At 65.5% G+C, this 24,959-nt stretch carries 25 protein-coding genes; 8 read left to right on the top strand and 17 right to left on the bottom strand.

Features of this window, described 5'->3' with window-relative positions; all coding sequences use genetic code 11:
• Positions 1-21 precede the first annotated feature (21 nt).
• Positions 22-1,425 (top strand): carotenoid oxygenase family protein, encoded by a 1,404-nt coding sequence (locus tag KK137_RS14630; RefSeq protein ID WP_214537270.1) that lies wholly within the window; start codon positions 22-24, stop codon positions 1,423-1,425.
• Between the two features lie 147 nt (positions 1,426-1,572).
• On the opposite strand, the gene KK137_RS14625 is transcribed toward KK137_RS14630, so the two are convergent.
• The 4 genes from KK137_RS14625 to KK137_RS14610 form a co-directional block, all read right to left on the bottom strand.
• Positions 1,573-2,445 carry an alpha/beta hydrolase gene (locus KK137_RS14625; RefSeq protein ID WP_214537269.1) on the bottom strand — a complete coding sequence of 291 codons (873 nt, stop codon included), beginning with the start codon at positions 2,443-2,445 and terminating at the stop codon, positions 1,573-1,575.
• Positions 2,442-3,545 (bottom strand): NAD(P)-dependent alcohol dehydrogenase, encoded by a 1,104-nt coding sequence (locus KK137_RS14620; RefSeq protein ID WP_214537268.1) that lies wholly within the window; start codon positions 3,543-3,545, stop codon positions 2,442-2,444. The genes KK137_RS14625 and KK137_RS14620 overlap by 4 nt, the downstream gene beginning before the upstream one ends.
• The gene (locus KK137_RS14615) at positions 3,542-5,008 is read right to left on the bottom strand and encodes an aldehyde dehydrogenase family protein (RefSeq protein ID WP_214537267.1); all 1,467 of its coding nucleotides are present in this window, start codon (positions 5,006-5,008) and stop codon (positions 3,542-3,544) included. The genes KK137_RS14620 and KK137_RS14615 overlap by 4 nt, the downstream gene beginning before the upstream one ends.
• Positions 5,009-5,108: 100 nt before the next feature.
• The gene (locus tag KK137_RS14610) at positions 5,109-7,139 is read right to left on the bottom strand and encodes a TonB-dependent receptor plug domain-containing protein (protein WP_214537266.1); all 2,031 of its coding nucleotides are present in this window, start codon (positions 7,137-7,139) and stop codon (positions 5,109-5,111) included.
• Between the two features lie 201 nt (positions 7,140-7,340).
• Here KK137_RS14610 and KK137_RS14605 point away from each other — a divergent pair, with 201 nt between their 5' ends.
• Positions 7,341-7,793: a nuclear transport factor 2 family protein gene (locus KK137_RS14605; protein ID WP_214537265.1), complete on the top strand. Its 453-nt coding sequence runs from the start codon at positions 7,341-7,343 to the stop codon at positions 7,791-7,793.
• A 499-nt stretch (positions 7,794-8,292) separates the two neighbouring features.
• Here KK137_RS14605 and KK137_RS14600 read toward each other — a convergent pair whose 3' ends face one another.
• Genes KK137_RS14600 through KK137_RS14585 form a run of 4 tightly spaced genes read right to left on the bottom strand, consistent with a single transcriptional unit; the run spans position 8,293 to position 13,410 of the window.
• Positions 8,293-8,769: a hypothetical protein gene (locus tag KK137_RS14600; RefSeq protein ID WP_214537264.1), complete on the bottom strand. Its 477-nt coding sequence runs from the start codon at positions 8,767-8,769 to the stop codon at positions 8,293-8,295.
• A gap of 23 nt (positions 8,770-8,792) precedes the next feature.
• Positions 8,793-10,265, bottom strand: coding sequence for an aldehyde dehydrogenase (locus tag KK137_RS14595; RefSeq protein WP_214537263.1), 1,473 nt, complete (start codon positions 10,263-10,265; stop codon positions 8,793-8,795).
• A 35-nt stretch (positions 10,266-10,300) separates the two neighbouring features.
• Positions 10,301-12,499, bottom strand: a complete 2,199-nt coding sequence (locus KK137_RS14590) for a PQQ-dependent dehydrogenase, methanol/ethanol family (protein ID WP_214537262.1) — start codon at positions 12,497-12,499, stop codon at positions 10,301-10,303.
• On the bottom strand, positions 12,496-13,410 hold the full coding sequence (locus KK137_RS14585; RefSeq protein WP_214537261.1) for an SDR family oxidoreductase: 915 nt from the start codon (positions 13,408-13,410) through the stop codon (positions 12,496-12,498). The genes KK137_RS14590 and KK137_RS14585 overlap by 4 nt, the downstream gene beginning before the upstream one ends.
• Before the next feature lie 85 nt (positions 13,411-13,495).
• On the opposite strand from KK137_RS14585, the gene KK137_RS14580 reads away from it, so the two are divergent.
• The 3 genes from KK137_RS14580 (at position 13,496) to KK137_RS14570 (ending at position 15,134) form a co-directional block, all read left to right on the top strand.
• Positions 13,496-13,993, top strand: a complete 498-nt coding sequence (locus KK137_RS14580; RefSeq protein WP_338028094.1) for a nuclear transport factor 2 family protein — start codon at positions 13,496-13,498, stop codon at positions 13,991-13,993.
• Entirely contained in the window at positions 13,990-14,463 is a 474-nt protein-coding gene (locus tag KK137_RS14575; RefSeq protein WP_214537260.1) for a YdeI/OmpD-associated family protein, read from the top strand. Before KK137_RS14580 ends, KK137_RS14575 begins: the two co-directional genes overlap by 4 nt.
• Positions 14,464-14,633: 170 nt before the next feature.
• Positions 14,634-15,134 carry a hypothetical protein gene (locus tag KK137_RS14570; protein WP_214537259.1) on the top strand — a complete coding sequence of 167 codons (501 nt, stop codon included), beginning with the start codon at positions 14,634-14,636 and terminating at the stop codon, positions 15,132-15,134.
• A gap of 160 nt (positions 15,135-15,294) precedes the next feature.
• On the opposite strand, the gene KK137_RS14565 is transcribed toward KK137_RS14570, so the two are convergent.
• Genes KK137_RS14565 through KK137_RS14550 form a run of 4 tightly spaced genes read right to left on the bottom strand, consistent with a single transcriptional unit; the run spans position 15,295 to position 18,519 of the window.
• On the bottom strand, positions 15,295-15,828 hold the full coding sequence (locus KK137_RS14565; protein WP_214537258.1) for a hypothetical protein: 534 nt from the start codon (positions 15,826-15,828) through the stop codon (positions 15,295-15,297).
• Positions 15,825-16,196: a c-type cytochrome gene (locus KK137_RS14560; protein WP_214537257.1), complete on the bottom strand. Its 372-nt coding sequence runs from the start codon at positions 16,194-16,196 to the stop codon at positions 15,825-15,827. The genes KK137_RS14565 and KK137_RS14560 overlap by 4 nt, the downstream gene beginning before the upstream one ends.
• Entirely contained in the window at positions 16,193-17,743 is a 1,551-nt protein-coding gene (locus tag KK137_RS14555; RefSeq protein WP_214537256.1) for an FAD-binding oxidoreductase, read from the bottom strand. Before KK137_RS14555 ends, KK137_RS14560 begins: the two co-directional genes overlap by 4 nt.
• Positions 17,744-17,754: 11 nt before the next feature.
• The gene (locus tag KK137_RS14550; RefSeq protein ID WP_214537255.1) at positions 17,755-18,519 is read right to left on the bottom strand and encodes an SDR family NAD(P)-dependent oxidoreductase; all 765 of its coding nucleotides are present in this window, start codon (positions 18,517-18,519) and stop codon (positions 17,755-17,757) included.
• 84 nt (positions 18,520-18,603) lie between these two features.
• On the opposite strand from KK137_RS14550, the gene KK137_RS14545 reads away from it, so the two are divergent.
• Both KK137_RS14545 and KK137_RS14540 read left to right on the top strand, forming a co-directional pair.
• Positions 18,604-19,464 carry a DUF8021 domain-containing protein gene (locus KK137_RS14545; RefSeq protein WP_214537254.1) on the top strand — a complete coding sequence of 287 codons (861 nt, stop codon included), beginning with the start codon at positions 18,604-18,606 and terminating at the stop codon, positions 19,462-19,464.
• A gap of 170 nt (positions 19,465-19,634) precedes the next feature.
• Complete coding sequence (locus KK137_RS14540; RefSeq protein WP_214537253.1) at positions 19,635-20,870, top strand: MFS transporter; 1,236 nt, start codon at positions 19,635-19,637, stop codon at positions 20,868-20,870.
• A 16-nt stretch (positions 20,871-20,886) separates the two neighbouring features.
• On the opposite strand, the gene KK137_RS14535 is transcribed toward KK137_RS14540, so the two are convergent.
• From KK137_RS14535 to KK137_RS14515, 5 genes are read right to left on the bottom strand one after another with little or no spacing between them, the layout of a single operon-like run.
• On the bottom strand, positions 20,887-21,312 hold the full coding sequence (locus tag KK137_RS14535) for a DUF1801 domain-containing protein (protein ID WP_214537252.1): 426 nt from the start codon (positions 21,310-21,312) through the stop codon (positions 20,887-20,889).
• Complete coding sequence (locus KK137_RS14530; protein WP_214537251.1) at positions 21,309-21,701, bottom strand: VOC family protein; 393 nt, start codon at positions 21,699-21,701, stop codon at positions 21,309-21,311. The genes KK137_RS14535 and KK137_RS14530 overlap by 4 nt, the downstream gene beginning before the upstream one ends.
• 14 nt (positions 21,702-21,715) lie before the next feature.
• Positions 21,716-22,123, bottom strand: a complete 408-nt coding sequence (locus tag KK137_RS14525) for a DUF1801 domain-containing protein (protein ID WP_338028093.1) — start codon at positions 22,121-22,123, stop codon at positions 21,716-21,718.
• On the bottom strand, positions 22,120-22,551 hold the full coding sequence (locus KK137_RS14520; RefSeq protein ID WP_214537250.1) for a nuclear transport factor 2 family protein: 432 nt from the start codon (positions 22,549-22,551) through the stop codon (positions 22,120-22,122). The genes KK137_RS14525 and KK137_RS14520 overlap by 4 nt, the downstream gene beginning before the upstream one ends.
• Positions 22,548-23,054 (bottom strand): MarR family winged helix-turn-helix transcriptional regulator, encoded by a 507-nt coding sequence (locus tag KK137_RS14515; RefSeq protein ID WP_338028092.1) that lies wholly within the window; start codon positions 23,052-23,054, stop codon positions 22,548-22,550. The genes KK137_RS14520 and KK137_RS14515 overlap by 4 nt, the downstream gene beginning before the upstream one ends.
• Positions 23,055-23,172: 118 nt before the next feature.
• Between KK137_RS14515 and KK137_RS14510 the strand changes: the two genes are divergently transcribed.
• On the top strand, positions 23,173-24,660 hold the full coding sequence (locus tag KK137_RS14510) for a lignostilbene-alpha,beta-dioxygenase NOV2 (RefSeq protein ID WP_214537249.1): 1,488 nt from the start codon (positions 23,173-23,175) through the stop codon (positions 24,658-24,660).
• Positions 24,661-24,959 lie beyond the last annotated feature (299 nt).

Below are 24,959 nucleotides of genomic sequence, written 5' to 3'. Positions count from 1 at the left end.
GAATAACAAAGGACGAGAGAGATGCCCGAGATTTTTCATCCCTATGCGAGCTTCGGCCACCAATCAAAGATGCCGATGCGCTTCGAAGCCGACGTCTACGAATGCGAAGTCGAGGGAGAGATTCCGGCGGAGCTGGAAGGTGCCTATTTTCGCACCGGGGGTGACCGGCAGTACCCGAGCCTGGAGGACGACATCATCCTCAACGGCGATGGCATGGCCTCGATGTTCCGTTTCGAGAACGGCCACGTCAGCTTCCGCAGCCGCTACGTGCAGACTGAGCGCCTCAAGCGCGAGCGTGAGGCACGGCGGCGGCTCTATGGGCACTACCGCAACAAGTTCACCGATGACGAAGCGGTCTCCAACCTGCCGGAGCGTGACAACACCGGCAACACCTACGCGTTCAACCATCACGGCGAGCTGTACATGCTGCGCGAGGATTCGCGGCCCTATCGGCTCGATCCGCGCACGCTCGACACCATCGAGGTCGGGCGCTTCGGCAACCTCGGCAGCACGGCGCTGACGGCGCATCCCAAGATCGATCCGAAAACCGGCGAGTGGTGGAGCTATGGCGTCTTTGCCCGCGGCGAGCCGACGACCGACGCCTCGCTCCACGTGTTCGACAAGAGCGGGGCGCTGATCCGCGAGGAGTGGTTCCACACTCCCTATCCCGGCCTCAGCCACGACTGGGGCGTGACGCGCGAGCACCTGGTGTTCCCGATCATGCCGCTGATCGCCGACAACAAGCGCCTGCAGGCGGGCGGGCAGTACTACCAGTACGACCCCGATTTGCCCTCGGCCTGGGGCATCATGCCGCGCAATGGCTCGGCTTCCGAGATGCGCTGGTTCCAGATCCCCGGGATTGTCATGGGCCACGTGATGAACGCCTATACCGAGGGCTCGAAGGTCATCGTCGATACCCCCGTCAGCCCGGGCAACTGCTTCTGCTTTTTCAAGGACAAGCACGGCAACGTGCCGACCATGCCGGAAACGGTGACGCAGATCACCCGCATCACTTTCGACCTCTCCAAGCCCGATGCCGAGGCGGTGACGCTCGAGCCGATCCAGGGCGCCTATGGCGACATGCCGCGGATCGACGACCGCTATGCCATGGAGCCCTACCGCACCGGCTACTTCGCCTTCCGCGACTTCCCCCGCATGGGCCTGGCGCAGATCGACTGGGAGACCGGCGAGCTCAAGTTCCACGACCTCGACAAGGCCGCGGCACAGGAACCGCTGTTCGTGCCCCGCAGTCCGGACTCGCCCGAAGGCGATGGCTTCGTCCTCGCGGTAGTCGACCGTTTCGTTGAAAGGCGCACCGACCTGCTGATCCTCGACGGCAACGACATCTCCCGCCCGCCACTCGCCACGATCAAACTGCCATTCGCCATGCCGATGGCGTTTCATGGAAGCTGGATGGCGGCGTAGATTTCAAATCCTCCCCGAGCTTGCTCGGGGAGGGGGACCGTCCGCGGAGCGGATGGTGGAGGGGCTTGAGTTCTTCCGCATACCCCTCCCGTCAGCCGGGGGGGCTGCCACCTCCCCGAGGCAAGCTCGGGGAGGATTGAAGTAAGTCTACCACGTAACCCGCTTCACGAACCCAGCGACCATCCGTCCGATCGACTTGAGCTCGCTGCCGATGCTCTGCGCCGGGCTCAGATGGTTGTGGCCAGCGAGGTAGTGCATCTCAGGGTAGGCTGCATGCGCCACGCCCCAGGCCCCGACGAACTGGGCTGCCTGGCGCTGGAAGTCCTCGGGATCGAACTCCGACACCGTCACCATCAGTGGGATTTCGGTGTTGATCAGGCCCGCCATGCACGACGCCGGCCCCCAGGCTTTCGGGTCGCCACCATAGTAGGCGATGTGGAACTGGTTGGGCGTCGCGCTCACCGTGTCGTAGATACCCGACATCAGGATCGCTCCGGCGATGCCGCCGCCCGGCTCGACATGATGCGCCCTGTGCGCCACGTAGCTGGCGACGTGCGAGGCCCCGGCCGACTGGCCCGAAAGCACGATCTTGTCCGGATCCCCACCATACTGGGCCACGTTCGCCTTGAGCCACCTGACTACCGCACCGAGGTCTTCGGGGCCCGAAGGAAACTGGCTTGCCGGGGCGAGGCGATAGTTGATCGTCACGCCGATGAAGCCCTGCTGCGCGGCGAAAGTGCCGATGTTGTCGTAGAACGGCGTTTCGCTGGAGCGCTTGTCGCCCATCACGAAACCGCCGCCATGGACATAGACCAGCACCGGCGCGCCGCTCACGCCCGGCTTGTGGAACAGGTCGAGGCGGTGACGCTCGTGCTCGCCGTATTCGAGGTCGCGCTCAACTTGCACTTCCGGGTCCGCGCCCGTCGCCATCGCGGCGAAGATCTGCGTGGTGCCGCCAAGCATCTCCGGGGTCAGTTCCGCCCCAAGGCTCTGGAGGCGTTCTCGCAAGTCGGGCGTCATGCCACTTCTCCTTCGATCAGCAAGACCGGCTTGATTACCCTGCCAGCATGCGCGTCTTCGAAAGCGCGGGCAATCTCGGTGAACGGGTAAAAAGTCAGCAGCCGGTCGAAGGGGAAACGCCCCAGCTGCCAGAACTCGATCAGCATCGGGATGAAGCTGCGCGGCTCGGCATCGCCGCCGAGCACGCCCCGGAGCGACCGCCCGCCGCTCAGCATCGGGAACATCGCCGGGGCCCACTCCCCGCGCGGCGCGGTCACGAAGGCGGCGGTGCCGCGCATCGCCAGGCAGTCCATTGCCGCATCGAACACGTCGGGCACAGTCGTAGTGTTGAGGCTGGCGTCGATCCCGCGCCCGGTGATGGCGCGGATCTTGGCGACGAGGTCGGGTTCGTCGCCGCGGAAGCAATCGGTGGCCCCGAGTTCGCGGGCGAGTTCGAGCCGCTCGTCGGAGAGGTCGACCGCGATGATCCGCGTCGCTCCGACCAGCCGTGCGGCCATGATGGCCGAGAGGCCGACACCGCCGGTGCCGAATACCGCGATCGACTGTCCGGGAATGACCTCAAGCGATTCCAGAACGGCACCGGCGCCGGTGATGATCCCGCAGCCGAGCGGGCCGAGCTTTTCGAGCGGCAATGCCTTCGGCACTTTCACCGCAGTGCCCTGCGGCACGATCGCGTGGCTGGCGAAGCTCGACTGGCCGAAGAAGTGGGAGTGGATCGGGCCCGAGCCGCACGAGAGCGAGGTCGAGCGATCCATGCGGCCGCCGCCGAAGATGCGCGGCATCGCCGTGTCGCAATAGCTAGGATAGCCGGCGAGGCACGACGGGCATTCGCCGCAGGAACTGCCGGAGAGCACGACGTGGTCGCCGACCTCAAAGCCGCTAATGCCCTCGCCCAACGCCTCGACCACGCCCGCGCCCTCGTGGCCGAGCACGATCGGCAGCGGCGAAAGGCGGCCGGAGTGGGCGTGGAGGTCTGTGTGGCAGATGCCGGTGGCGACCAGCCGCACGCGCATCTCGCCCGCGCGCGGTTCGCCGAGTTCGAGGGCCTCGAGTGCCGGAGCGGCGCTGCCTTCCCGGCTGACCGCTGCGGTGATCCTCACGCGCCCGGTTTCCCGAGATGATGGTCGTCCTGGATGTCGGCCACCGCACCATGTTGTGTCATCAGCGCCTTGCGGCGGACGAAACGGAGGATCGACTCCAGGCCGGTGCGCGACCCGCCAAGGCCCGAGAAGCCGAAGCTGTGCGTGCCGATCGAGCGCATCTTGCCGAAAGTCAGGAAGGTATCCTGCAGGAACACCGCCCCGGCATTGATGCGCCGCCCGATCGCCAGCGCCTCCTCCTCGCTCCCGGCGAGGACCGAAGCGGTGAGGCCGAACTGGGTGTCGTTGGCGAGGCGCACCGCCTCGTCGATGTCGGAATAGGCCATGACCGGGACGCAGGGTCCGAAAGTCTCGTCCTGCATGATCGTCATGTCGTGAGTCACACCGGTCAGCACCGTCGGGCGCATGTAGAGGCCCCCGTCGATCGCTTCGACTTCGCCGCCGGTAAGGACCTTGGCGCCCTTGGCCGTCGCATCTTCCAGGTGCCGCTTCACGATCTCCGCCTGGGGCGCGAACGTGAACGGACCGATGTGCCCGGCGCGCGGGTTATCGGCGTTGAGGCGGACGGCCCTGGCCTTCTCCACCAGCTTCTCGACGAACGCGTCATGTACGCTCTCGTGCACATAGACCCGCTCGGTCGAATAGCAGACCTGGCCGGTGGCATAGACCGCGCCGCGCAGAACCGAAGTCGCCGCGCGCTCGAGGTCGGCGGTTTCGGTGACGATTGCCGGGTCCTTGCCGCCGAGTTCGAGGAAGCACGGGATCAGCCGCTCGGCACAGGCGACCGCAACCTTGCGCCCGGTCGGCACGCTGCCGGTGAAGCAGACGAGATCCGCCTGGTCGATCACCGCCTGGCCGATCTCGCCCGGACCGGTCACATAGTCGAAAACCGCAGCGAGTTCGGGCACGGCGCGGACCGTTTCGAACACGGTCTCGATCACGCGCGGAGTTACTTCACTCGGCTTGAGCAGGACTGCCGAACCGGCAAACAGAGCAGGGACCGCATCGAGCAGGGCCAGCATCAGTGGGGCGTTCCACGGGCTGATCACACCGACTAGCGAATAGGGCACGAGCTGGCTGCGGATCTCCACGTCGGGCATCACCGCCGAACGGGTGTGGACCTCGTAGTTGCCGAGCGCCTTGGGCGCATCCTCGATCCAGCCGCCGATATTGGCGAGGGTGATGAAGCCCTGGATGTAGGACGTGTGGCAGCCGCCGGTATCGATCGCATCCTGCTCTCCGATATCGCGCGCGCGGGCCTTCACCTCGCCGAGCCAGCGGGCCATCACGCCCATGCGCGCCTGGAGCGGCTGGGCGGCCCAGGCCTTCTGGTTCTCGCGAAGCCGGGCGGCCTTCTCCGCCACTTGCGACGGGCTCGATACCGCCAGCCGGAAGTCCGCCTCGCCCGTACGGGGATTGCGGACTGCGAGCATGGCTTCCTGTGCGGGAGCCGCTGACGCCATTACCTCTCCTGTTTTTGTTTGTACTTTCTCACTGGGTAACGCCCCTCGCCAACCAGCGAAAGAGGCAATCCCCCTCCCGCGTGCGGGAGGGGAGACTTGATCAGAACCCGTAGCGGAAACCGCCCCACACGGTCAGCGGGACGCCGAGGTCCATCGATCCGCCCTGGTTGCGGGTGACAATGGTCTCGTCGAACAGGTTCTCGACCCGGCCGACGAAGCTCAGCTTGTCGACCAGCGGGATCTGGGCGAACAAGTCGACCGTCGTTGCGGCAGGCAGCGCATCGTTTTCCTGGTCGTCCTCGTACTGCAGGCCCACGTGGCGAAGCGTCGCGGCGAAGGTCATGCCTTCGGCCGGGCGCCAGCTCATCGTGCCGCTCGCCGCCCACTCAGGCGTCTGTGCCGGACGGAAACCGTCGAGCGCCGCCTGGATGCCCGAGCCCTGCATCTTCGCGTCGGTGTAGGCCAGAGTGCCATCGAAGCTGATCTGGCCGAACGCGAGCTGGGTCGCGAACTCGATGCCCTGGGCCTTGATCGCATCGATGTTCTGGCGTTGGCGCGTGTTCGGCGCGTTCACGGGGTCGGGCGTTACATTGGTGATCGCGTTCTTGACCTCGTTGTCGAAGGCGGTGAGCGAGACGTTGAGGTTCTCGGTCGCCTGCCAGTCGATGCCGGCCTCGAAGCCTTGCAGCTTTTCGTTGCCCAGTTCGGCATTGGCCTGGGTCGTAACAGGAAACACAACGAACGGCCGGTAGAGCTCGTTCAGGGTCGGCAGGCGCAGGCCGGTGTAGGCCGCTCCGCGCAGGCGCAACCCTTCTGTCGCCTCGAAGACAGCACCGGCGCGCCAGGACACCGTCCAGTCGGAGCGGTCGTCGAACGTGTTGTCTATCGTGGTCGCGCCCGCAGCGTTGACCGATCGGAAGTAGCCATCCTCGATCTGATAGTGGTCGGCGCGGACACCGCCGGTCAGCGTCACCGGGCCGAGCTCCCAGTCGTCTTCCAGGAAAAGGCCGAGGTCGGTGTTCACCCCGCCCGCGAAACGGTGTGCGGTCAGGGCCCCCGTCGCGGCGTTGTAGGAGTCTTCGGCCAGGTCACCTTCGGAGCGGCGATAATCGGCACCAAAGCGCAAAGTATGATCCTCGCCGACGGGCGGACGGATCTCCAGCTTGCCGCCGAGGCCAGTCGATGGCGTGTCCTTCTGGTCGAGAGAGAGGTTGAAGGTGCTCGATGAGATCACTTTGTTGGTGAAGTTACGCCACTGGGCATAGGCCACCGCATCGACTTGCCACGGTCCACGGCTGACGACTCGGGCGCTGATGTCCTGCCCTTCGCTCGAGGTATCGGCTCCAGCGAAGCGCAGCACGCGCTGGTCCTCGAACGCGAGGCCGCGCAGCTGGATTTCGAGGTTCTCGGCGATCGGTTGCACCACGCGTGCGCTGGCCGACCAGGAGTCGAACTTGGCCCGTACCGTCGCCGGAACGCGCTGCTCTTCGGGCGTGGTGTAGAAGCCCTTACCCCGATCCCAACGGCCGCTGACGACCGCGAAGCCATCGCCCAGCTCGGGCGCGACGGTGCCGGAAAGCTCGGTTTCCGCGCGGCTGTTGATCGAGGCCTGCCCGCTGACCAAGCCTAGCGTCGCGGCATCGGCGCTCTCAAGTTCGATGGCGCCCGCAAGCGCGCCCGAACCGAACGGTCCCGAGCCCCCGCCGCGGGTCACGCGGATGCTTTTCAAGCGCTCAGGCGCCACGGCCGAGAGCGGGATGTAACCGAAGAACGGATCCGCGATGGGTACCGCATCGAGCAGCACCAGCGCGCGGCTGGTGGCGTTGCCGCCCAGAGCCCGCAGGGTGACGCCTTGGGCACTCGGGTTCGAAGAACGGCTGTCGGAACGGCGGAACTGCTGGAATCCGGCCACCGAGCCCAGCACGTCCTCGATCCGGCCCGAGCTGCCCGAGACGATCTTCTCGCGTTCGATCTCGATCACGTCATAGGCGGGAGTGGCGGGGGTTTGCTCAAGCCCCTGGCCGGTAACGACGATGACCGGCCCCTTGTCTTGCTCTTGGGCGAGGGCCGGAACGGCTGGCAGCAGGAACGGTAGCACGGAGGCCATGGTGGCCAGGTTACGCAGGCGCATGAACGATCTTCCCCAACTTCCCAAATTGCGTTTGTCCGGCCCTCTAGCGAGTCATGCTTGCCGCGTCACCCCTCCTTTGGCAAAGACTGTACAAAGCAGAGAGATACGAGGGGAGATGTGGGGATGCGCCTCGCAATACTTGCAATTGGAACCATCGCGGCGGCGCTTTCAGTGCCGGTCGCCGCTCAGGAGACGTTGACTATGTCTGTTCCGCCAGTCGTTTCGCAGGACCACGAAGCGCTGCTCGCCAGCCCCGACCCGCAACTCGCGGCGAACAAGCGGCTGGTCTACGACATGTATCGCATCGTGCTGCAGGCGGGCCTGGCGGACCGGGCGCATGAGTTTATTGCCGAGGATTACATCCAGCATAATCCCAACGCGGCGCAAGGGTTGAAGGGCCTGGTGGACTATGTCCGCGCCAGCCGGCCCGAGCGGCCCATCAAGGACACGCTCGATCTACCGCTGGTTCATCTGATGGCTGAAGGCAATTACGTCACCACCACCTTCGTCCGCCCCGAGAAGGACGCCAAGGGCGAGACCTATTATTCCAGCTGGTTCGACCTCTATCGCATCGAGAACGGCAAGATCGTCGAACACTGGGATCCGATGCTCAAGAGCGATCCGAAGATCGATCCGAATGACAAGCGGATCTAGGCCGGATGCTTCGTTGACGAAGACGCCCTTCCGGCAGGGAGGGTGGATATCGGTGACATTCTCTTGACACAACGAACCATATCGGTTATGTGCTCCGCCGTCAGAATGCCACTGACACCAGCGACGGGTGCGGGAGCGGTTAGCGCTTCGCTTCTCTCTCCCGCGCAAGGCCGGCGCCCTTCCGACATCGTCAGAGGGTGTCCGCAGGATACGGGGATGACAACCGCTGGCGGGACCTGCGAGCCCTAACCGCCAGCGCCCCCTATCCGACAGGGCCGAGTAGCGAGGTTTGCCGCAGCCCTCGCCGCCGTTCGCACTCCATGCTCGCGCAAGGCAATCCTGTGACGCCCAGGACGCGCCGGCCTTCGCCCGTCCGCGACTTTGGTCTTCCCGGCGTTAGGCCCGCACTCGCCCGCGGGTGGTTGGCTGTGCCTGCTCCCCTCCCGCAAGCGGGAGGGGGATACCATCCAGATCCTCCCCGAGCTCGCTCGGGGGAGGATCAATTAAGCCGTCCTCGCCGCTTCTGAAAATGGACGTAGGCAATCTGCGCAAGAAGCAGGATCGCCAGTACTCCCGTCGCGCCACGCGCCTCCGGCACGCTGAGCAAGAGCGAAGTGCCGATCGCCAGCTCGTAGAAATTGGCCAGCGCGAGGACGGCCAATTGCGTGACGAACAGCGGCAAGGCCCAGCGCGACTGCAGCAGCAGCGCCACCGCCCCCGCCAGTCCCGCAAAGGGACCAATATCCGCCAGCAAGACGAACCACAGCGGCTGCGCCTCGAAATAAGCGGTGGTCACGGCATCGACCACCGGCATCCGCGACGTCTGGGCCGCGACGGCAATCGCCACGCCCCAACCGTTCCACAACACCAACGCGAGTCCCACTAGCCAGAGATGGGCCGGAGCCCGCTCTGGATAGGGGAAACTGAGTTGCGCCTCGGTCACTGTCTCGGGCCGGCTCCAAACCTGATCCCGCATTGGCTCATAATTGGCTCAGAATGTCAAAGCCTTGCGGGCGCTCCATCGAGCAGGATGGTCTTGGTCTCGACGTAGGGCCACAGCCCTTCTTCGCCGCCTTCGCGGCCGATGCCCGACTGCTTGAAGCCGCCGAAGGGCATGCCGAATTCCATTCGCATGCCGTTCTGGCCCATCACGCCCGTGCGGACCTTGCGGCTCACGTCGTAAGCCGCCTGCACGTCAGTGGTGAATACCGAACCGTTGAGGCCGTAGTTGCTCTCGTTGGCGATACGGATCGCGTCCTCTTCGTCCTCGGCCGGGATGAGGCACAGCACCGGGCCGAAGATCTCTTCCTGGGCGATGCGGCTTGTGTTGTCGACGTTGGCGAACAGGGTCGGCTCCATGAAGTAGCCCTTGTTCATGTGCGCCGGACGCTGGCCGCCGGTGACAAGGTCGGCGCCGCTCTTCTTGCCTTCCTCGATATACATTTCCACCCGTTCGAGCTGGCGCTTCATCGCCAACGGGCCGAGTTGCGTCTCGGGATCCTCGCTGTTGCCGATCTTGATGCCCTTCATCACGCCCGCGATGGCCTCGGCCAGTTCGTCGTGCCGGTGCTTCGATACGATCGCGCGGCTGAGCATGGCGCAGACCTGGCCGCTCATCACAGTGATCGTGTTCCCGAGGATGCCCGCGGCCGCCTCGATCGGGAAATCGTCGCGCACGATCGCAGCGGACTTGCCGCCCAGCTCCAGCGAACAGCGGGCGATGCGGCTGCCGCAGACTTCGGCGATGCGCTTGCCCGCGCCAGTCGAGCCGGTGAAGCTGACCTTGTCGACGCCGACGTTGTGCACGAGGTAGTCCGAAGCCTCGCGCTCGCCAGTGACGAGGTTGACGGTGCCCGGAGGAAGGCCCGCGGCTTCGGCGGCCTCGGCGATAATGTAGGCTTCGAGCGGAGTTTCGGGCGAAGGCTTCATCACGATCGTGCAGCCGGCGATCAGCGAATAGAAGACCTTGTTGGCCATGATCCCGAACGGCGCGTTCCACGGCGCGATGCCGACGACGACGCCAACCGGCTCGCGCGCGAGAATGGCGGTGTCGACCACCATGCCCTTCTTCTGCTCGACCCACTTGAAGGTCTGCCCCAGCGCCGCGATTCCGCGCAGACCGGCCACCCCGCCGCCGTGCATGACCGGCGCAAAGCTGGCCAGGCCACCGACCTGAGCGGTCCAGGCGGCGCTAAGCTCCGGAATGCGGGCTTCGAGGTGATCGATCATCTTCATCAGCAGCGCACCGCGTTCGGCGGGCGGAGTGGTCGGCCAGGGGCCGTTGTCGAACGCCTCGCGCGCGGCAGCGACCGCGCGGTCCATGTCGTCGGGCCCTGCCTCACCGACGCGGGCGATCACTTCCTCGGTGTTCGGATTGACGACCTCGATCGACGATCCGCTCATTGGAGCGACCCACTGGCCGCCGATGAACAACTTCTCGGGATATTTGATGTTCACGCCTTGGGGGGTCATTGCGTCTCTCCGCTAAATCGAGGCCGGACTATCGGCTAGAAATTGGACAAAATCGTGAGGCTGCGGCTGTCGAGCGGTTTGCCTTGCGCCTTCAGCTGCAACTCGCGAGCGCGCAACTTGGTCTGCTCGTCGATCAGGAAAGCGTGAATCGCCTTCACCTGGTCTGGCTTCAGCAAGTCCTCGAAGTGCGGCATGCCATTCGGCGTGAACAGCCCTTCGAGCACGATCTGGTTGAACGCCTCGTGCCGGGCCTTGTCGAGCCGCCGCAAGTCCGGCAGCGGCGCGCGCGGCTGGTTCGAATGGCAGATCGAGCAGTTCTCTGTGAACAGGCCGGAGCCCATCGCGAGCATTGCGGGCGTCACGCCAGGGAGCTGCGCCGGCGCTTCGGGCGCAGGTTGGATCGGCGGCAGGTCGGCCGGAACGCGCGTTTCCTTGCCGCCGATCTTGAACACCAGAAGGCGGTTCGCATTACCCTTGCCGTAAGCCGCAGCGTAGGGCGGCACGAAGCCCCAGCCACCCCCACCCCAACCGGTCTGTACCGCGACGTACTGCACGCCGTTCACCCGGTAGGTCATCGGTGCGGCGAGCATCGAACTGCCGGTCTCGATCGACTTGAGGATCTTCCCGGTCTCGGCATCGCGCACGATCAGCTTGCCGGCGAGCGTGCCGTGGATGACGAGCCCGCTTTCGGTTGCGAGCACGCCGCCGCGATCCTGCCAGCCGTCGAAGTCGGCGGCCCACTTGGTCTTGCCAGTCAGCGGGTCGATCGCGCGGATTTGCGAGGAATAGGGCAGGTCGAGCACCTGCTTCCACTGGGGCAGCGCCTCGATCTGAGCCTGCATCGGCGGCGGCAAGGTAGCGGCGGCGGCCTGCAAGTCGGCGGTAAAGATCAGCGCCGCCGAGGGGTTGAGGAAGCGCTCGCGCCGCGCTGGATTTTCCTGCCCTGGCGGAATGAACATCAGGTTGCCCATGTCGACCACCGCCGCGAAGTAGAGATTGCGCGTGGGGTCGTAGGCGGCCGGATGCCAGTTGCGCGCGCCGGAGGAGGCCGGGAAAACGATCTTCGGGCCGGTCGAATAGTCGGAATACTCGGGTGTCAGAACCGGCTTGCCGCTCTCAAGATCCCAGCCGCTGGCCCAGCTTGTCCGCACCAGGGCGTTGGCTGCCAGGGGCTTGCCGCTCTCGCGGTCGACCACGAAGAAGAAGCCGTTCTTCGGCGTATGCAGGATAACGGGGCGCTTCTTGCCGCCGACTTCCATCTCGCTGAACACCATCGGCTGGGTCGCGGTGAGGTCCCACGAATCCGTCGGCGTTTCCTGGAAGTGCCACTTCATCTCGCCGGTCTCGCGATCGAGCGCGACGAGGGAGTTCAGGTAGAGGTTGTCGCCACCCTTGGGCGAGCGGGTGTGAAGCGGATAGGGTCCGCCGTTGCCGACGCCGATGATCACCTGGTCGAACTGCGGATCGTACTGGATCGCGTCCCACACCGTGCCGCCACCGCCGATGTCCCAGCGGCTCTTCGGGTCCCAGGTCTTGAGCGCGGCTTCGAGCGCCTCGCTCTCTTGCGGGCCGTCCTTGGGGTCGCGCGGAATGGTCCAGAAGCGCCACGCCTCGATGCCGTCCTTGGCGTTGTAGGCGGTGACGTAACCGCGTGTGTCGTTCTCCGCGCCGGCGTTGCCGATGATGACCAGGTCGCCTGCGATCTCGGGTGCGCCGGTGACGGTGTAGCCGCGCTTGCGGTCGGCGATGGTGTCGGTCTTCCACGCCACGTCGCCGGTCTTGGCATCGAGCGCGTAGAGGTAGCCGTCAAGCGAGCCGACGAAAACTTTACCGTCATGCACCTGCACGCCGCGGTTGGCCTGGTCGCAGCAGGTCCAGCGGTTGACCTGCATGTCGACTTCGGGCTCGAACTTCCACAGCTGCTCGCCGGTTGCGGCGTTGAGCGCGTAGACCCGGCCGAGGTTGCCCGAGGTGTACATCACCCCGTCGATCACCACCGGCGTCGCTTCCTGCACCCGCGCGGTGCCGAGGTCGTATTCCCAGGCGAGGCCGAGCTCGCCCACGTTGGCGGGCGTGATGTCGGTCAGGCGCGAGAAGTGGCTTCCGGCCCAGTCTCCGCCCGGATTGTCCCAGTTGTCACCCGCCCCGATGACCGAGGTGTCGACCTTGGGCGGCTCACTACTTTGCGAACAGGCGGCGAGGAAGAGGAGCGCCGCGACGATCAGCTTCCTCATTGGGGCCAGGCGCCCTGGTACTGCTCGAGCACGGAGCGCAGCGTACGCGGCGGGCGGCCAGTGATGCGTTCGACATCGTCCGACACGACATTCATGAATCCTTCGCGGATGGACTGACCGAAGGTCACCATGCCCTCGCTCGCCCAGGGGATCGGACCGTCCGGCACGATGTCCGACGCCTTGCGCGCCACTCCCAGCGAATCGAAATAGGCGTACATGCCTTCGTCATCGACCGGCTCGATCACGATCGGCTTGCCGGCCATCTGCGAAACCAGCGCCATCGCGTCGGGCAGGGTCCAGAGCTCGGGTCCTGTCACGTCGTAGGCCTTGTTGGCGTGCCCGTCCTGCGTCAGCACGCCGACCGCAGTCGCGACACAGTCGTCACGGCTGACGATCGGCACGAGGCCCTCGCCGGAATTCTCCGGCTTGCCGCCCGCTGCCAGCGCCGGGATGGCCATCGCGGTGGCCACCGCTTCGGAATAGAGGCTGTCGCGCAGGTGCGTCCAGGCGAGGCCCGATTGCTCGATCATCCGCTCGGTCGCAAGATGATCGAACTGCTCGACCGAGGGGTTGCCCGGCGCTCCGCAGCCCAGGATCGAGGTATAGACGACATGCTTCACGCCCCGGGCCACAGCCGCCTCGACCGCGTTGGTGTGCTGCTCGACCCGCGAGCCGACGCGCACGGTGGAGATCAGCAACATGCGCTCTCCGCCTTCCATCGCCGCCAGCAAAGAGACGGGATCGTCGAAATCCGCGCGCCTTACCGAGGCGCCCCGCTCGGCCAGGTCGCTCAACCCTTCCGGGGTGCGTGACAGGAATACGAGGTCCTCCGCCGGGACCTTCTCAAGAAGCTGCCTGGCAGCCGCATTGCCGAACTGGCCGGACGCGCCGGTGACGATGATCTTTCCCAAGGTACTCTCCCGCTTTCCCACAATCATAACGAGTGTTACGGTTGAGGCAACTAAGGGTTCAAACCCCGGTAAGGAGAGGCATTGCGTGACACGACTGACGATTGAAGACCGGCTGGGCCTGCAGGACCTGATCGCCAACTACTCCTGGGCGCTCGATACGGGCGATGCCGAAGGCCTGGTCGATTGCTTCACCGAAGACTGCGTGATGAGCGAGGAAGTGTTCGAGGATCCCGACATCTGGGAAGGGCACGAAGGTATCCGCGGCCTGATGCGGCACTATGCCAACGCCCCCGGCTTCCCCGGCCGTCAGCACCACGTGACGCAGACCCAGTACAAGCCCCAGCCCGACGGCACCGTGCTGATGAAGAGCTTCGCCTTCGTCACTGAATGCGAAGGCGAGCCGCCTTACGTGCTCCGCTTCACCGGCTGGTACGACGACCACGCAGCGAAGGGCCCCGACGGCCAATGGCGCTTCCGCCGGCGCACCGTGCGGCTGTGGGATGGTGAGGTTCTCAAGAATTTCCCCGGGCGCGGACAATGGGTTGCAAGGAAACGGCCGGATTCGCTAATTATCCGCAAGTGAGCCACGGGCCGATCCGCTTCCGCACCAAGCTGCTGTGCAACGATCCGCGGCTCGGCCTCTGGTTTCAGATCCCCGCGAGGTTCATCCGCGACTGGGGCCTCACCATGACCACGACGGTCGAGGGGACCATCAATGGCCACCCCCTCGGCCGCCGCGCGATCAAGGATAGCGGGCCCAAGACCGACGACTGGTACATGGGCCTGACCAAGCCGATTACCGACGCCATCGGTGGGCAGGAGGGCGCCGAGGTCGAGATCGAGCTGCGGTTGTCGGACATGACCTTGCCGGAGGAGATGGCCGCGCGGCTGAAAAGCGACGCGGCCTATGCCCGCGCATGGGAGGCGCTCAAGCCGAACCACAAACGCGCGGCTATCGAGCATTACCTGGAGGCGAAGACGCCGGCGGGCCGCACCGCGCGGCTGGAGACAATTTCGAGGTCGATCAAGGCGCGGTTGGATGCAAAGCCCTGACCTCTACCAAATCCTCCCTGTCGCGAAGCGATGGGGAGGGGGACCGCCGCCTCAGGCGGTGGTGGAGGGGCTGGCGTAGTGCCACAGGCCCCTCCGTCACACGCCTTGCGGCGTGCGCCACCTCCCCATGAGCTTCGCTCACAGGGAGGATTGAAGAAGAAGGGAGCTAGATGAAGAAGAAGACCACACTGTGCCTCTTGCTAGCCGCCGTGGCCGTTCCCGCGAGCGGGCAATCGTCTGGCGTTCCGCCCACGCATATCATGGGCGAGGGCGACAACCCGAACCTTAAGAGCTGCCGGGTTTCCTACGCCCCGATCATCGACGCCATCGCTGCGGAAATGAAGGTGATCAAGGTCCCGCCCGCGTCGAGGCAGCAGAGCATCGATGGCAAGGCGCTGGTGATGTACGTCAACGCCAACGTCGCCCCGCTGCGGTTCGAAGGGAAGAACACCACCACCTGCACCGGGTACGTGGCCCTGCAGCTCTACGTGCCGCGAGTCATGGCCGACCCTGTCTCGCGCAAGCAGCGCCGGACTTCGCTGACGTACTGTAACGAGGGCTTCAACCTGACCGCGGTTCGCGGAGAGATGCAGGCCGAGATCAACGAGAAGATCCGCTTCCTCGCGGCGCAGTGCATCAACACTTATGTGCAGAGCGCTGTTGGGGGTTAGGTGGAGCTCCTGAATGCCCGCAGTGGGTCATTGAGGGATAGTGAGTGTTGACCCGCTGAGATGCCCCTCCCCCGTTCGTCCTGAGCCTGTCGAAGGATGCCAGCGCTACGCCAGAGCGGTTCGACAAGCTCACCACGAACGGAAAGGGGAGTTGCGGCCCTTATGCTCGCGGCGCCAGAACCCAACCGACCACCAAACCAGGATCAGCTCGCGGCGGAAACGCGCTCGCAACTGTAGCGCCAGCCAGCGCTCCCGGCCTCACCGCATAGTCCGCCAGCGCTTCGATCCAGTTGCCCTCCGCAGCCTGGGCCAAGCGCCCGAGCGCGGTCCAGCCGGGTTGGCACTCATCGGTGCAAGTCCGGCCCCGCCCATGCAGTGCGGCGACCGGGACGTAGCCCGCCTCCCGCGCCACTTCCTCGATCATCAGCGCATCGGCATGGCGGCTGACACCCGCGATCAAGGCGGGCTTGCGCTCCAGCACCGTGCGGGCCAGCCGGATGCGGTCGCCTTCGATGGCGACCACCTCACCCCCGCGAGCTGCGCCAGCCTCGGCAAAACGAAGCCCGGCGGTCAGCGCGGGGTCATGCAGAAGCACCGAAGCCTCGCCGTGCCGCCAGCGCCAATGCGCGAGCCCGGCCACGGTCGGCACGGCAAGCGCCCCAGCCAGCACACCCCGGCGGCAGGCGCGGATCACTTGGCGACCTCGTGCGGACCGGCGGCGAGGTATTCGGCGATGGCCTTCAATTCCTCGTCGCTGACCTCGCCGCGCGGGATCGAGGGCATGTTGCCGATGCCCTGGCGCGCGGCCATCACGACGTATTGCGGCGAGAGGTTGTCGCGCAGCTCCAGCAAGGCCGGCTGGATGCGTCGCCCGAGCAGGCCGGTGCCCATGCCGTTTGGTCCGTGGCACGAGATGCAATGTTCGACATAGAGCGCCTCGCCGCCTGTCGCGTTAGGCCGCGCGGCCAGCGTGATCGGCCGCGGCGCCGGTGGCGGGCCTTGGGCGATGGCCGCCGCTCCGCCGGCCAGGGCCAGGGTCGCGATGAGGATGCGCCGCTTCATGCCCGTGCTCCTTTCGGCCAGATCCCGCTCTTGCCCGGCGCCAGGATGCCGTTCGGGTCGAGCGCGTCCTTGACCTTCTGGTTGAGCTTGCCGAGCGCCCCGCCGTTCCAGTCATAACTCGCGGCCACGACGTCCATGTAGTCGAGGTGCGTGCGGTACTCCCCGTACCCTTGCTCCTTGGCATCGGCGACCAGCTGGCGGAAGAATGGGTCGACCTTCTTCATCATCGCCGGATCGTCCTTGTTGAACAGCATCGCGTTGACGTTGGTCAGGTGCCGCTCGCCGAAGGCGAAGCTGCCCTGGTAGTCCATCCCGTATTCCTTGTAGCGGGCGTAGGTCCGCTGGAACTGCTCTAGCGCCTTGGTGCCGTTCTGCGGGATGATCGGCGAGAAACCGATGTGCCCGCCGCGCCCGCCGTACCAGTTGACATTCTGCATCGGGAACGTGATCGGCGTGCCGGTCCAGCCCGAATATTCGAGCGGCTGGCCCTTCACCCAGGTGGTCGGCTTAATCACCAGCGGCTTGATGTCGGTCATCGCCTTCTCGAGGATCTTGTAAGCCGCCTTGTTGACGTCCTCGCGCCCATAGAGCCGCAGCGAGACGCCCCACCAGCCGAGGCCGAAGCGCTTGCGGATCGCGTCGATCACGCTGTCCGACAGCGCGCCGGGCTGGTCGGTCCATTCGTCGCGCGTCGTGGCGACGGCAGCGGCGCGCAGCCAGTTGCCGATGGAGGGGCTCTGCTGCAGCACGCGCTCGCGCCTCAAAGGCCCGATGGTGTCGACCATGGCCTTCAGGTCCTCGGGCCGATCGAACTCGACGTCCATGCCCATCAGGCTCTCGGGCTCGGGCATCAGCCACATGCCCATCTTGGTGACCACGCCGAAGTTCGACTGCACGAACATCTGGTCCCAGCCCGGGCCGAACCCGAAGGGATAGGCCTGCCAGGTCGGGGCGTTGGAAAACGCGCCCATGCCGGTGCGCACGACCTCGCCGGTCGGCAGCACGACTTCCATACCGCAGATGTTCTTGGTGTGCTCGCCATAGGGTGTGTACCCGACCCCGCGGTCGAGCGCGTTGCCGACTACCGAGCCCCACGAGTTGCCCGGCGTCGAGAGCCAGTAAGGCAACTGGTGCTGGCGAATATAGTCGTAGAGATCGTAGAACCCGACGCCCGGTTCGAGCACCACGGTGCCGAACTCCTCGTTGAATTCGATCTTCTTCATGCCCGACAGGTCCATGACCACGCTGCCGGAGAGCAGCGGGGCCGAACCGCCGTAGCCGAGGTTCTTGCCCCGGCTGATCGGCCAGACCGGCAGGCGGAACTGGTTGGCGATCTTGAGCGCCGCCTGGACTTCTTCCACCGTGGTCGGGGCGATCGCGCCCGCCGGGTGATGCGCGGCGTCGTTGACCGCGAACTTGTCACGATAGGTCGTGCGGTCGAGGTCCTCGAAGAACACCTTCCCCGCCCCAAGCGCGCTTTCGAACGCGCGCTGGGCCTGGGTCAGCTTCTGCAGGGTGAAATCGGGCGGGAGGGGCGGATCGGCCATTCTCTATTCCTTCAGCCGGCAGACCATTGGGTCCGCGCGGGCGGGCGGGTGCCGGCGTCGAGCCGGATCACGTCGCCGTTGAGCAAGGGGGTGCGGATGATGAACTCGGCGACTTCGCCAAACTCGTCGGCCCGGCCGGCGCGCTTGGGGAACTCGGAGTCCTTGAGCAGTTCGGCGAGGAAGCTGTCGGGCAGGAAGCTGACCATCGGCGTCGCCATCAGGCCGGGCGCGATGCCCATGACGCGGATGTTGTACTTCGACAGGTCGCGCGCCCAGACCAGCGTCAGCGCGGCGAGCGCCGATTTCGCGGCCGTATAGGCACCCATTCCTTCCTGCCCGCCGAAGCTTGCGATAGAACAGGTGTTGATGATGACGCCGCGCTCCCCGTCGGGGCCGCTCGGCTCGTTCGCGGTCATGCGGTGGCCCACTTCGGCCGCTACGTTGGCTGCGCCGAGCAGGTTGACCTCGATCACCTGGCGGAACGCGGCCATGTCGCCCGGCCCTTCGGCGGTGGCTACTGGACCCGTGCCGCCGATGCCGGCGTTGTTGAGCAGGATGTCGATGCGCCCGAACTTTGCGATCACCTCAGCAACGGCGCGGGCCACGCTCGCCGGATCGCTGACGTCGCAGCCGATCGTCGTCGTGCCCGTCGGCGCCGTGCCGTCGCGGTCGAGGGTAACGACCGTCGCGCCAGCCTTCGCCAGACGCAGGGCGGCGCCTTCGCCCAATCCTGAATTGCCGCCCGTGATGACGGCGACCTTGCCAGCCGGATCCATGACCTCTCCCCGCGCTTGCTGCGCGACTTTAACGACCGTTACTTTTCAGCTAGCACCCCCACAAGTCAAGCAAAGGAGAGGGTCTTGACCACTCGCGAAGAACTTTACGAGAGCCTGGACCGGTTCACTTCGGCCCTCGTCGCGGGCGATCCGGGGCAGATCGAATGGGTCGGTGGGCTGCATTACACCGAAAACAACGTCGCGCTCGAACCGGGCGACGGCCTGTGGAACACGTTGACCGCGCTCGGCCCCTATGACCTGCGCTTCGCCGACGCGAGCCATGGCCAGGTCGCGCTGTTCACTTGCGTGACCGAAACCGACGCCACCAGCCCTTGCGCGATCCGTCTCGAGGTTCGAGGCGAGGGGATCGCCGGGGTGGAGATTGTCGTCGCCCGCAACAAGGACGAAGGCTTCCCGTTCCTCGGCCAGGCGTTCGAGGACAAGCCGATCATGCTGGCCGAGGTCCCACAGGGGGAGCGCTCGACCCGCGAGGAGCTGGTCCGCATCGCCAATGGCTACTTCGAAACCATCGAGCGTAACGACGGGACCATCCGGACCCGTTTCCACCCGCATTGCAATCGCGTTGAGAACGGCGTGCAGACGACCAATAACGCCGGCTTCCCGCTCCCCATCGCCCGCCTCGGCTGCGAGGCGCAGTTCGCGCTCGGCTGGTATCGCTACGACGACGAGTTGCGCGGCCGCCGTTTCCCGCTGGTCGATATCGAACGCGGTATCGTGCTTGCCCACGGCTTCATCGACCATGCCGGCAAAGTCGGCGAATACGAGCTGACGGATGGCACCAAGGTTTCAAGCCCGGTGCGCCGCCCGCACAGTTACTACCTTGCCGAAGCGTTCAAGATCAGGGACGGTGCCATCGAGCAAGTCGAGGCGGTATTCCATTCGGTACCGTACAAGATGCCGAGCCCGTGGGAGGGGAGAGTCTAGAACATGCAAGGGTCGTCCATAAGTCAGCCTAGTCCCCCTCCCGCTTGCGGGAGGGGTTAGGGGTGGGCCAGCCGGAAGCGCCGCACTCCACTCACACCCAGCCCCAGCCCTTCCCGCAAACGGGAGGGGAGAAGGTTGGCGCCCTCCCGCAAGCGGGAGAGGAGGTCCAGTTGACGCCGGCGCGCCGCGTCCTGTCGCTTGTGCTGCTGGGCGGCGTGTTCGTGATGGAAGGGTTCGACATCAACGCGATGGCGCTGGCCGTGCCCCGGCTCGAGGGCGCGCTGGGCCTCATGCCGGCCAGCTTCGGCTGGGTGTTCTCCGCGCTGCTGATCGGCCTGGGCGTCGGCGGGGCGCTTCTGGCGCCGCTCGGCGACCGTTTCGGACGACGGCCGCTGATTGTGCTGGGATGCGTGGCCGTCGCGGCCTCCACCTTGGCGACCGCGACCGCCAGCACCACCACCGAGTTCCTGGTCTGGCGCCTCATTACCGGCATCAGCCTCGGCGCCTGCCTGCCCAATGTGAGCGCGCTCTCGGCCGAGCTCGCGCCCGAGAAGCTCCGCGCAACGCTGATGGCGGTGGTCTCCGCCGGCATCCCCCTGGGGCTGGCCGCGGCCGGCCTGTTTGCGCCGCGCATCGTCGCGGGAAGCGGCTGGGAGGGCCTGTTCATCGTGCCCGGCATCGCGGCCGCCCTGCTGGCTTTCGCGCTCGCCTTCGTGCTCCCGGGCGGGGCACCCCGGAACGAGGGCAAAGGGACTGAGCCAAAGGGCAAATTGCCCCAGTTGGCGCTCCTGCAGTCACCTTGGCTCCTGCCTTTCGCGGTGTTCGCCGCAATACTCTCTCTCAACGCGATGAACCTCTACCTGCTCAATTCGTGGCTGCCGACCGTGCTGCCTCAAGCAGGCCTGTCCCTCGACGCCGCCGCGCAGGTGGCGGGCGTGGTACAGCTCGCCGGTCTCGCCATCGGCGTCATCGCCAGCCTGCTGATCGACCGCTGGCGGGCCGGGCCGACGCTGATTGGCATGTTCGCGCTGATGGCCCTGTGCTTCTTTGCGATAGGAGCCACCGCGCCCAATGCCACTCGCTGGACCTTGCTCTTGATGGTCGGCGTGGGCGGCGCTTCGGCGGGAGGCATGGTCCTGCCTGCCCTCTGCGCTTACCTGTTCCCTGCCCGCCTCTTGTCCTCAGCGGTCGGCGTAGGCGTGCTGGTGGCGAGGCTCGGCGCCATAGCCGGTCCGCCGCTAGGCCAGGCGATGTTGGTCAATGAGGTCTCGCCGCAGTTCTTCCTCGCCGCTGCGGGCGTGCCGGCCGTTCTTTGCGCGCTGGTGGCCCTGGCCGTTCCTGCCGCTCTGGCCGTGCGGAAACGGGAAGAATCGACAGCGTCGAGGGAGCGAGACGCTTTCGCCTAGCCCGGCAAGGTCGCGCTTACGCGCCTTTCGGCTTCTTCTGCCCGTTCAGCATCACCGCCTCGCGAACCAGCGCCTTGAAAGCCTCGGCGTCGACCTCCTCCCCTTCGCGGATGTCGATTGCGCGGCGGGTGTTGCCCTCCAGACTGGCGTTGAACAGCCCCGTGGGGTCGTCGACGCCAGCTCCCTTGGCGAAGGTCAGCTTGACGTAGCCCTTGTAGACCTCGCCGGTGCAGAGAATACCGCCATGCTCCCAGACCGGCACGCCCGAGGGGTTGGATGGTTTGCGCCATTTGACCTGCTCGATCACTTCGGGATCGGCCTCGCGGATCAGCTTGCGCATGCGGCCAAGCGTCTCGCCGCGCCAATCGCCCAGGCTAGCGAGCTTCGCGTCGATCAACTCACCGGGAGTATCGTCTGATTGTTCCGGACCGCTCGTCGTCATGTTTTTTGCCCTGTCTGGGATGAGGGAACGCCAAAACAATGCTCGAACCCGTCGTCATCGGTCAGGAAGAACTCGGTTTGGCCATAGTCCCGCTCCTCCACCTCCGACACTGCATATCCGAGCCCAAGAAGGCGTTCCCGTAAGGCGTATAAGTCGTCGGGATTCCAGTAGAACCGGACGCCCTCGTAGTCCTCTGGCCGGTCCGCTGTCCCGGCGCGCAGATTGAGCATGAACATCATCGGACCTTTGCGGATTCCGGCACCCACCAGCACGCCATCGCGGTGAGCCTCCCACCAGGTTTCGGTGAATCCCAACCCGTCGTGCCAGAGGCGCAAGCTTTTCTCGAGGTCGACGCTCGGCACGACCGGAATGCAAGTTTTGACGGCCATCTCGGGGCGCCTTGCTAAGCCATCCAGCCCGGCAGCTTGGCGGCCTCGCGGATCCAGTCAGCTAGCTGCTTTTCGTCCACAGGCTCGTCCTCGAAGATGTGGAGATAGCGTACGTCGGAATCTTTCGAAGTCACCGGCGGAGCCGGTTCCAGCGCGGCCCCTTTGAAGAAGGTCACCTTGATGTACTTGTTGAAGCAGTGGAAGCTGAGGAACCAGCCGAGGCCCTCTACGCCATAGAACGGCGAGTTCCACTTCACGGCCTTCCGTACACCGGGCACCGTTAGCTCGACCAGCTCATCGAGACGCCGCCCCGCCTCGCTCTTCCAGCCCGGCATTGCGGCGATGTACGCCTTCACCGGTGCGTCGCCCTCTCCCTTGGGAATCTGAGGGTTGCCGCCAGAAAGGAGCTTGGGTTCGGTCACGGCCGGAAATCTAGCCCGCCAACCCGCTCCGCGAAACGCCAGCCGTCGCGGGTGCGCACCAGCTTGTCGGTAAACGTGCCGATCAGCGGCGACTTCGGGCCCTGCACCGGCAAGCCACCATCGTCGGCTGCATCGCCCATGTAGAGCACGATCACGCTAAAGGCGCGCGCATGGTCGGCATCCTCGACATCGACCACGGTGTTGGCAATCACGTGCCGCTGCGCCCGGCCGGGGCGGGCGAGGAAGCTGGAGAGGATCGCCTCGCGCCCTTCGATGAAAACGCCCGGCTGGCTCGGCCGGGCAAAGCGCGCGTCCTCGGCATAGAGCGCTGCGACGGCGGGCCAGTCCTGCGCGTCGTTCAGGTTCACGTAGTGCTTGATCAGCCGCTCGCAATCCTGCTCGATCGCGCGGCGTTCGTCTTCGGTCATTCGTCATCCTTGGGCTTGGTCCGCTCGATGAACAGCGAACGGCCCTTTTCGTCGGTTGCTTCCAGGGTGTCGATCAGGCGCGTCAGGATCGTATCGAGCTGCGTCACCTCGGCAGATGAGAGATCCGAGAACAGGTAGTCCGCCACCTGCTCGCTGCGCGGGCGCATGATCTCGTAAAGGCGCCGCCCCTCGTCGGTCAGGGTCAGCCACTTGCGCCGCCGGTTCTTCGGATCGCGCACCACCTCAATCCGGCCGTGGCGCTGCAGCGTCGACACCGCGCGCGAGACGCTCATGACATTGACGCCTGTCAGTTCGGCGAGTTCGTGACTAGCAGTCTGCCCCAGCGCGCCGATGGTCATCAGCATCCGGAACTCGTTGAGGCTGATCTTGTACCGATGCGCCAGATGCGTCGAGAACGGCGCCATCAGTCGATTGGTCAGCTTGAGCAGCTGGTGCAGCATCTCCACCTTGATGCCCTGCTCGGTATCCGTGCGTTTGAGCACCTGTCGGTCCTTCTTTTTGAGCGCGCGCAAAGACGCTCGCCCTTCCCTTCGATTATAACAGCCGTTAGCATTTCACCATGCCATTATGGCTCAGAATCACCGGGAGAGTACCTAGGCCATGACTGCCTTTCCGCAGACAATTCACTTCATCGGCAGCAATTTTCCGCGCCGGGCCGAAATTTCCGTCCGCGACCTTGAGGTCGAAGGGGAAATCCCGGCCGAGATCGACGGCGCCTTCTTCCGCGCCGTGCCGGACAACGCCCACGCCCCGATGTTCGAGGATGACATCGCCCTTAACGCCGACGGCATGGTCGCGCGCTTCAACATCGAAGGCGGAGCGGTCGATTTCGACATCAAGTGGGTCGAGACCGAACGCTACCAGGCCGAGAAAACCGCCCGACGCGCGCTCTTCGGGCGCTACCGCAATCCCTTCACCGACGATCCCAGCGTCGCGGGTGTCGATCGCACCGTCTCCAACACGACTCCAGTGTGGCACGCCGGCCGCCTGTTCATGACCAAGGAGGACGGGCGCGGCTACGAGATCAACCCGCACACGCTCGAAACCGCGGGCAAGTGGGATTATTACGGCGCGATGAAGTCGGAGACCTTTACCGCCCATCCGCGCATTGACGCACAAACGGGCGAGATGTTCTTCTTCGGATACGAAGCGGGCGGCCTGTGCAGCGACGACATCGCCTATGGCATCGCCGACAAGGACGGCAACCTGATCAGCGAACAGTGGTTCAAGCAGCCCTACCTCGCCACGATCCACGATTTCGTCATTACCGAGAAGTACGCGATCTGGCCGATCTTTCCGACCACCGCCAACCTCGAACGCCTCAAGGCCGGCGGGGCGCACTGGGCGCACGAGCAGGACCTCGAATCCTGGCTCGCGATCATGCCGCGCTACGGCAAGGTCGAAGAGATGAAGTGGATCAAGGGCCCGGTCGGCGTCTCGGTGTTCCACGAGGTCAACGCCTATGACGATGGCGACCTGGTCCACATCGACTTGTGCCTGACCGACACCAACGCCTTCAGCTTCATGCGCGAGGCCGGCGGCATCCACCGCGACCAGCGCGAGATACAGGGCGCTCTGACGCGCTGGACCATCGACATGTCTAAGGACGAGCCCGTCATCGAGGAGCGCCCGCTCGGCCCTCCGGGTGACCTGCCGCGCCTGGCCGATGTCGACCAGGGCCGTCCTTACAACCGCGCCTGGTACCTGAGCATGAACCCGCAGGGCGGCCCGCCGATGCCGGGTGGCCCCGTGGGAATCAACTTCAACGCGCTGATGCGGATCGAGCCGGGCAACGGTCGCCTGACCGTGTTGGGCGTGCCTCCGGGCGCCGCGATCAGCGAGCCGGTGCATGTGCCTTCGAGCGAGGCCGGCCATGGCGGCTGGCTGCTGACCGTGGTCGACGTGCCGAACGGCCCTCCGGGCGCCGGTCCGCCGCACGACTATGCGTCGGAGCTGTGGGTGGTCCTGGCCGACGAGATCGAGAAGGGTCCGATTGCCAAAGTGAAGACCGGCCTCGCGCTACGCAGCCAGGTCCACGGCTCGTGGGTCAGCCGCGCGCGCCTCGACCAGAGCAAGCTGAAGGGCTGACTCAGCTCAAGAGCTTGAGCAGCATACTGACCAGAAGAATGCCGAGACCGCCGATGGCCACGCGCCGGAGGCGGTCTCGGAAGCGGCAGACCGTAGGAGCCCGCGCCGCCCGAGCGGCCACATCTTTATAGACCATAACTTCCCCGCAGGTTGAACGGGGGGAATTAGCTCAGGTGTGAAGCGGGCGGCTGGCGGGTAATGCCAAGTATTTAGCCACCGATGACTTGAGGCGTCGACGCGTATCGCAGTTGCATGCGGCGGTTTCTGCGTCATACTCTCCTTAAAAACGGGGAGAGATA

Origin of the sequence: Croceibacterium selenioxidans (assembly GCF_018599195.1) — a bacterium.
In the GTDB taxonomy this organism is placed as follows: Bacteria; Pseudomonadota; Alphaproteobacteria; order Sphingomonadales; family Sphingomonadaceae; genus Croceibacterium_A; species Croceibacterium_A selenioxidans.
This window is presented reverse-complemented; position numbering and strand designations above follow the sequence as displayed.

Coding starts and splice junctions, on each gene's coding strand:
- KK137_RS14630 (WP_214537270.1), top strand. CDS start 22: ATGCCCGAGATTTTTCATCCCTATGCGAGCTTCGGCCACCAATCAAAG.
- KK137_RS14625 (WP_214537269.1), bottom strand. CDS start 2,445: ATGACGCCCGACTTGCGAGAACGCCTCCAGAGCCTTGGGGCGGAACTG.
- KK137_RS14615 (WP_214537267.1), bottom strand. CDS start 5,008: ATGGCGTCAGCGGCTCCCGCACAGGAAGCCATGCTCGCAGTCCGCAAT.
- KK137_RS14610 (WP_214537266.1), bottom strand. CDS start 7,139: ATGCGCCTGCGTAACCTGGCCACCATGGCCTCCGTGCTACCGTTCCTG.
- KK137_RS14605 (WP_214537265.1), top strand. CDS start 7,341: ATGTCTGTTCCGCCAGTCGTTTCGCAGGACCACGAAGCGCTGCTCGCC.
- KK137_RS14600 (WP_214537264.1), bottom strand. CDS start 8,769: ATGCGGGATCAGGTTTGGAGCCGGCCCGAGACAGTGACCGAGGCGCAA.
- KK137_RS14595 (WP_214537263.1), bottom strand. CDS start 10,265: ATGACCCCCCAAGGCGTGAACATCAAATATCCCGAGAAGTTGTTCATC.
- KK137_RS14590 (WP_214537262.1), bottom strand. CDS start 12,499: ATGAGGAAGCTGATCGTCGCGGCGCTCCTCTTCCTCGCCGCCTGTTCG.
- KK137_RS14570 (WP_214537259.1), top strand. CDS start 14,634: ATGAAGAAGAAGACCACACTGTGCCTCTTGCTAGCCGCCGTGGCCGTT.
- KK137_RS14560 (WP_214537257.1), bottom strand. CDS start 16,196: ATGAAGCGGCGCATCCTCATCGCGACCCTGGCCCTGGCCGGCGGAGCG.
- KK137_RS14555 (WP_214537256.1), bottom strand. CDS start 17,743: ATGGCCGATCCGCCCCTCCCGCCCGATTTCACCCTGCAGAAGCTGACC.
- KK137_RS14550 (WP_214537255.1), bottom strand. CDS start 18,519: ATGGATCCGGCTGGCAAGGTCGCCGTCATCACGGGCGGCAATTCAGGA.
- KK137_RS14535 (WP_214537252.1), bottom strand. CDS start 21,312: ATGACGACGAGCGGTCCGGAACAATCAGACGATACTCCCGGTGAGTTG.
- KK137_RS14530 (WP_214537251.1), bottom strand. CDS start 21,701: ATGGCCGTCAAAACTTGCATTCCGGTCGTGCCGAGCGTCGACCTCGAG.
- KK137_RS14520 (WP_214537250.1), bottom strand. CDS start 22,551: ATGACCGAAGACGAACGCCGCGCGATCGAGCAGGATTGCGAGCGGCTG.
- KK137_RS14510 (WP_214537249.1), top strand. CDS start 23,173: ATGACTGCCTTTCCGCAGACAATTCACTTCATCGGCAGCAATTTTCCG.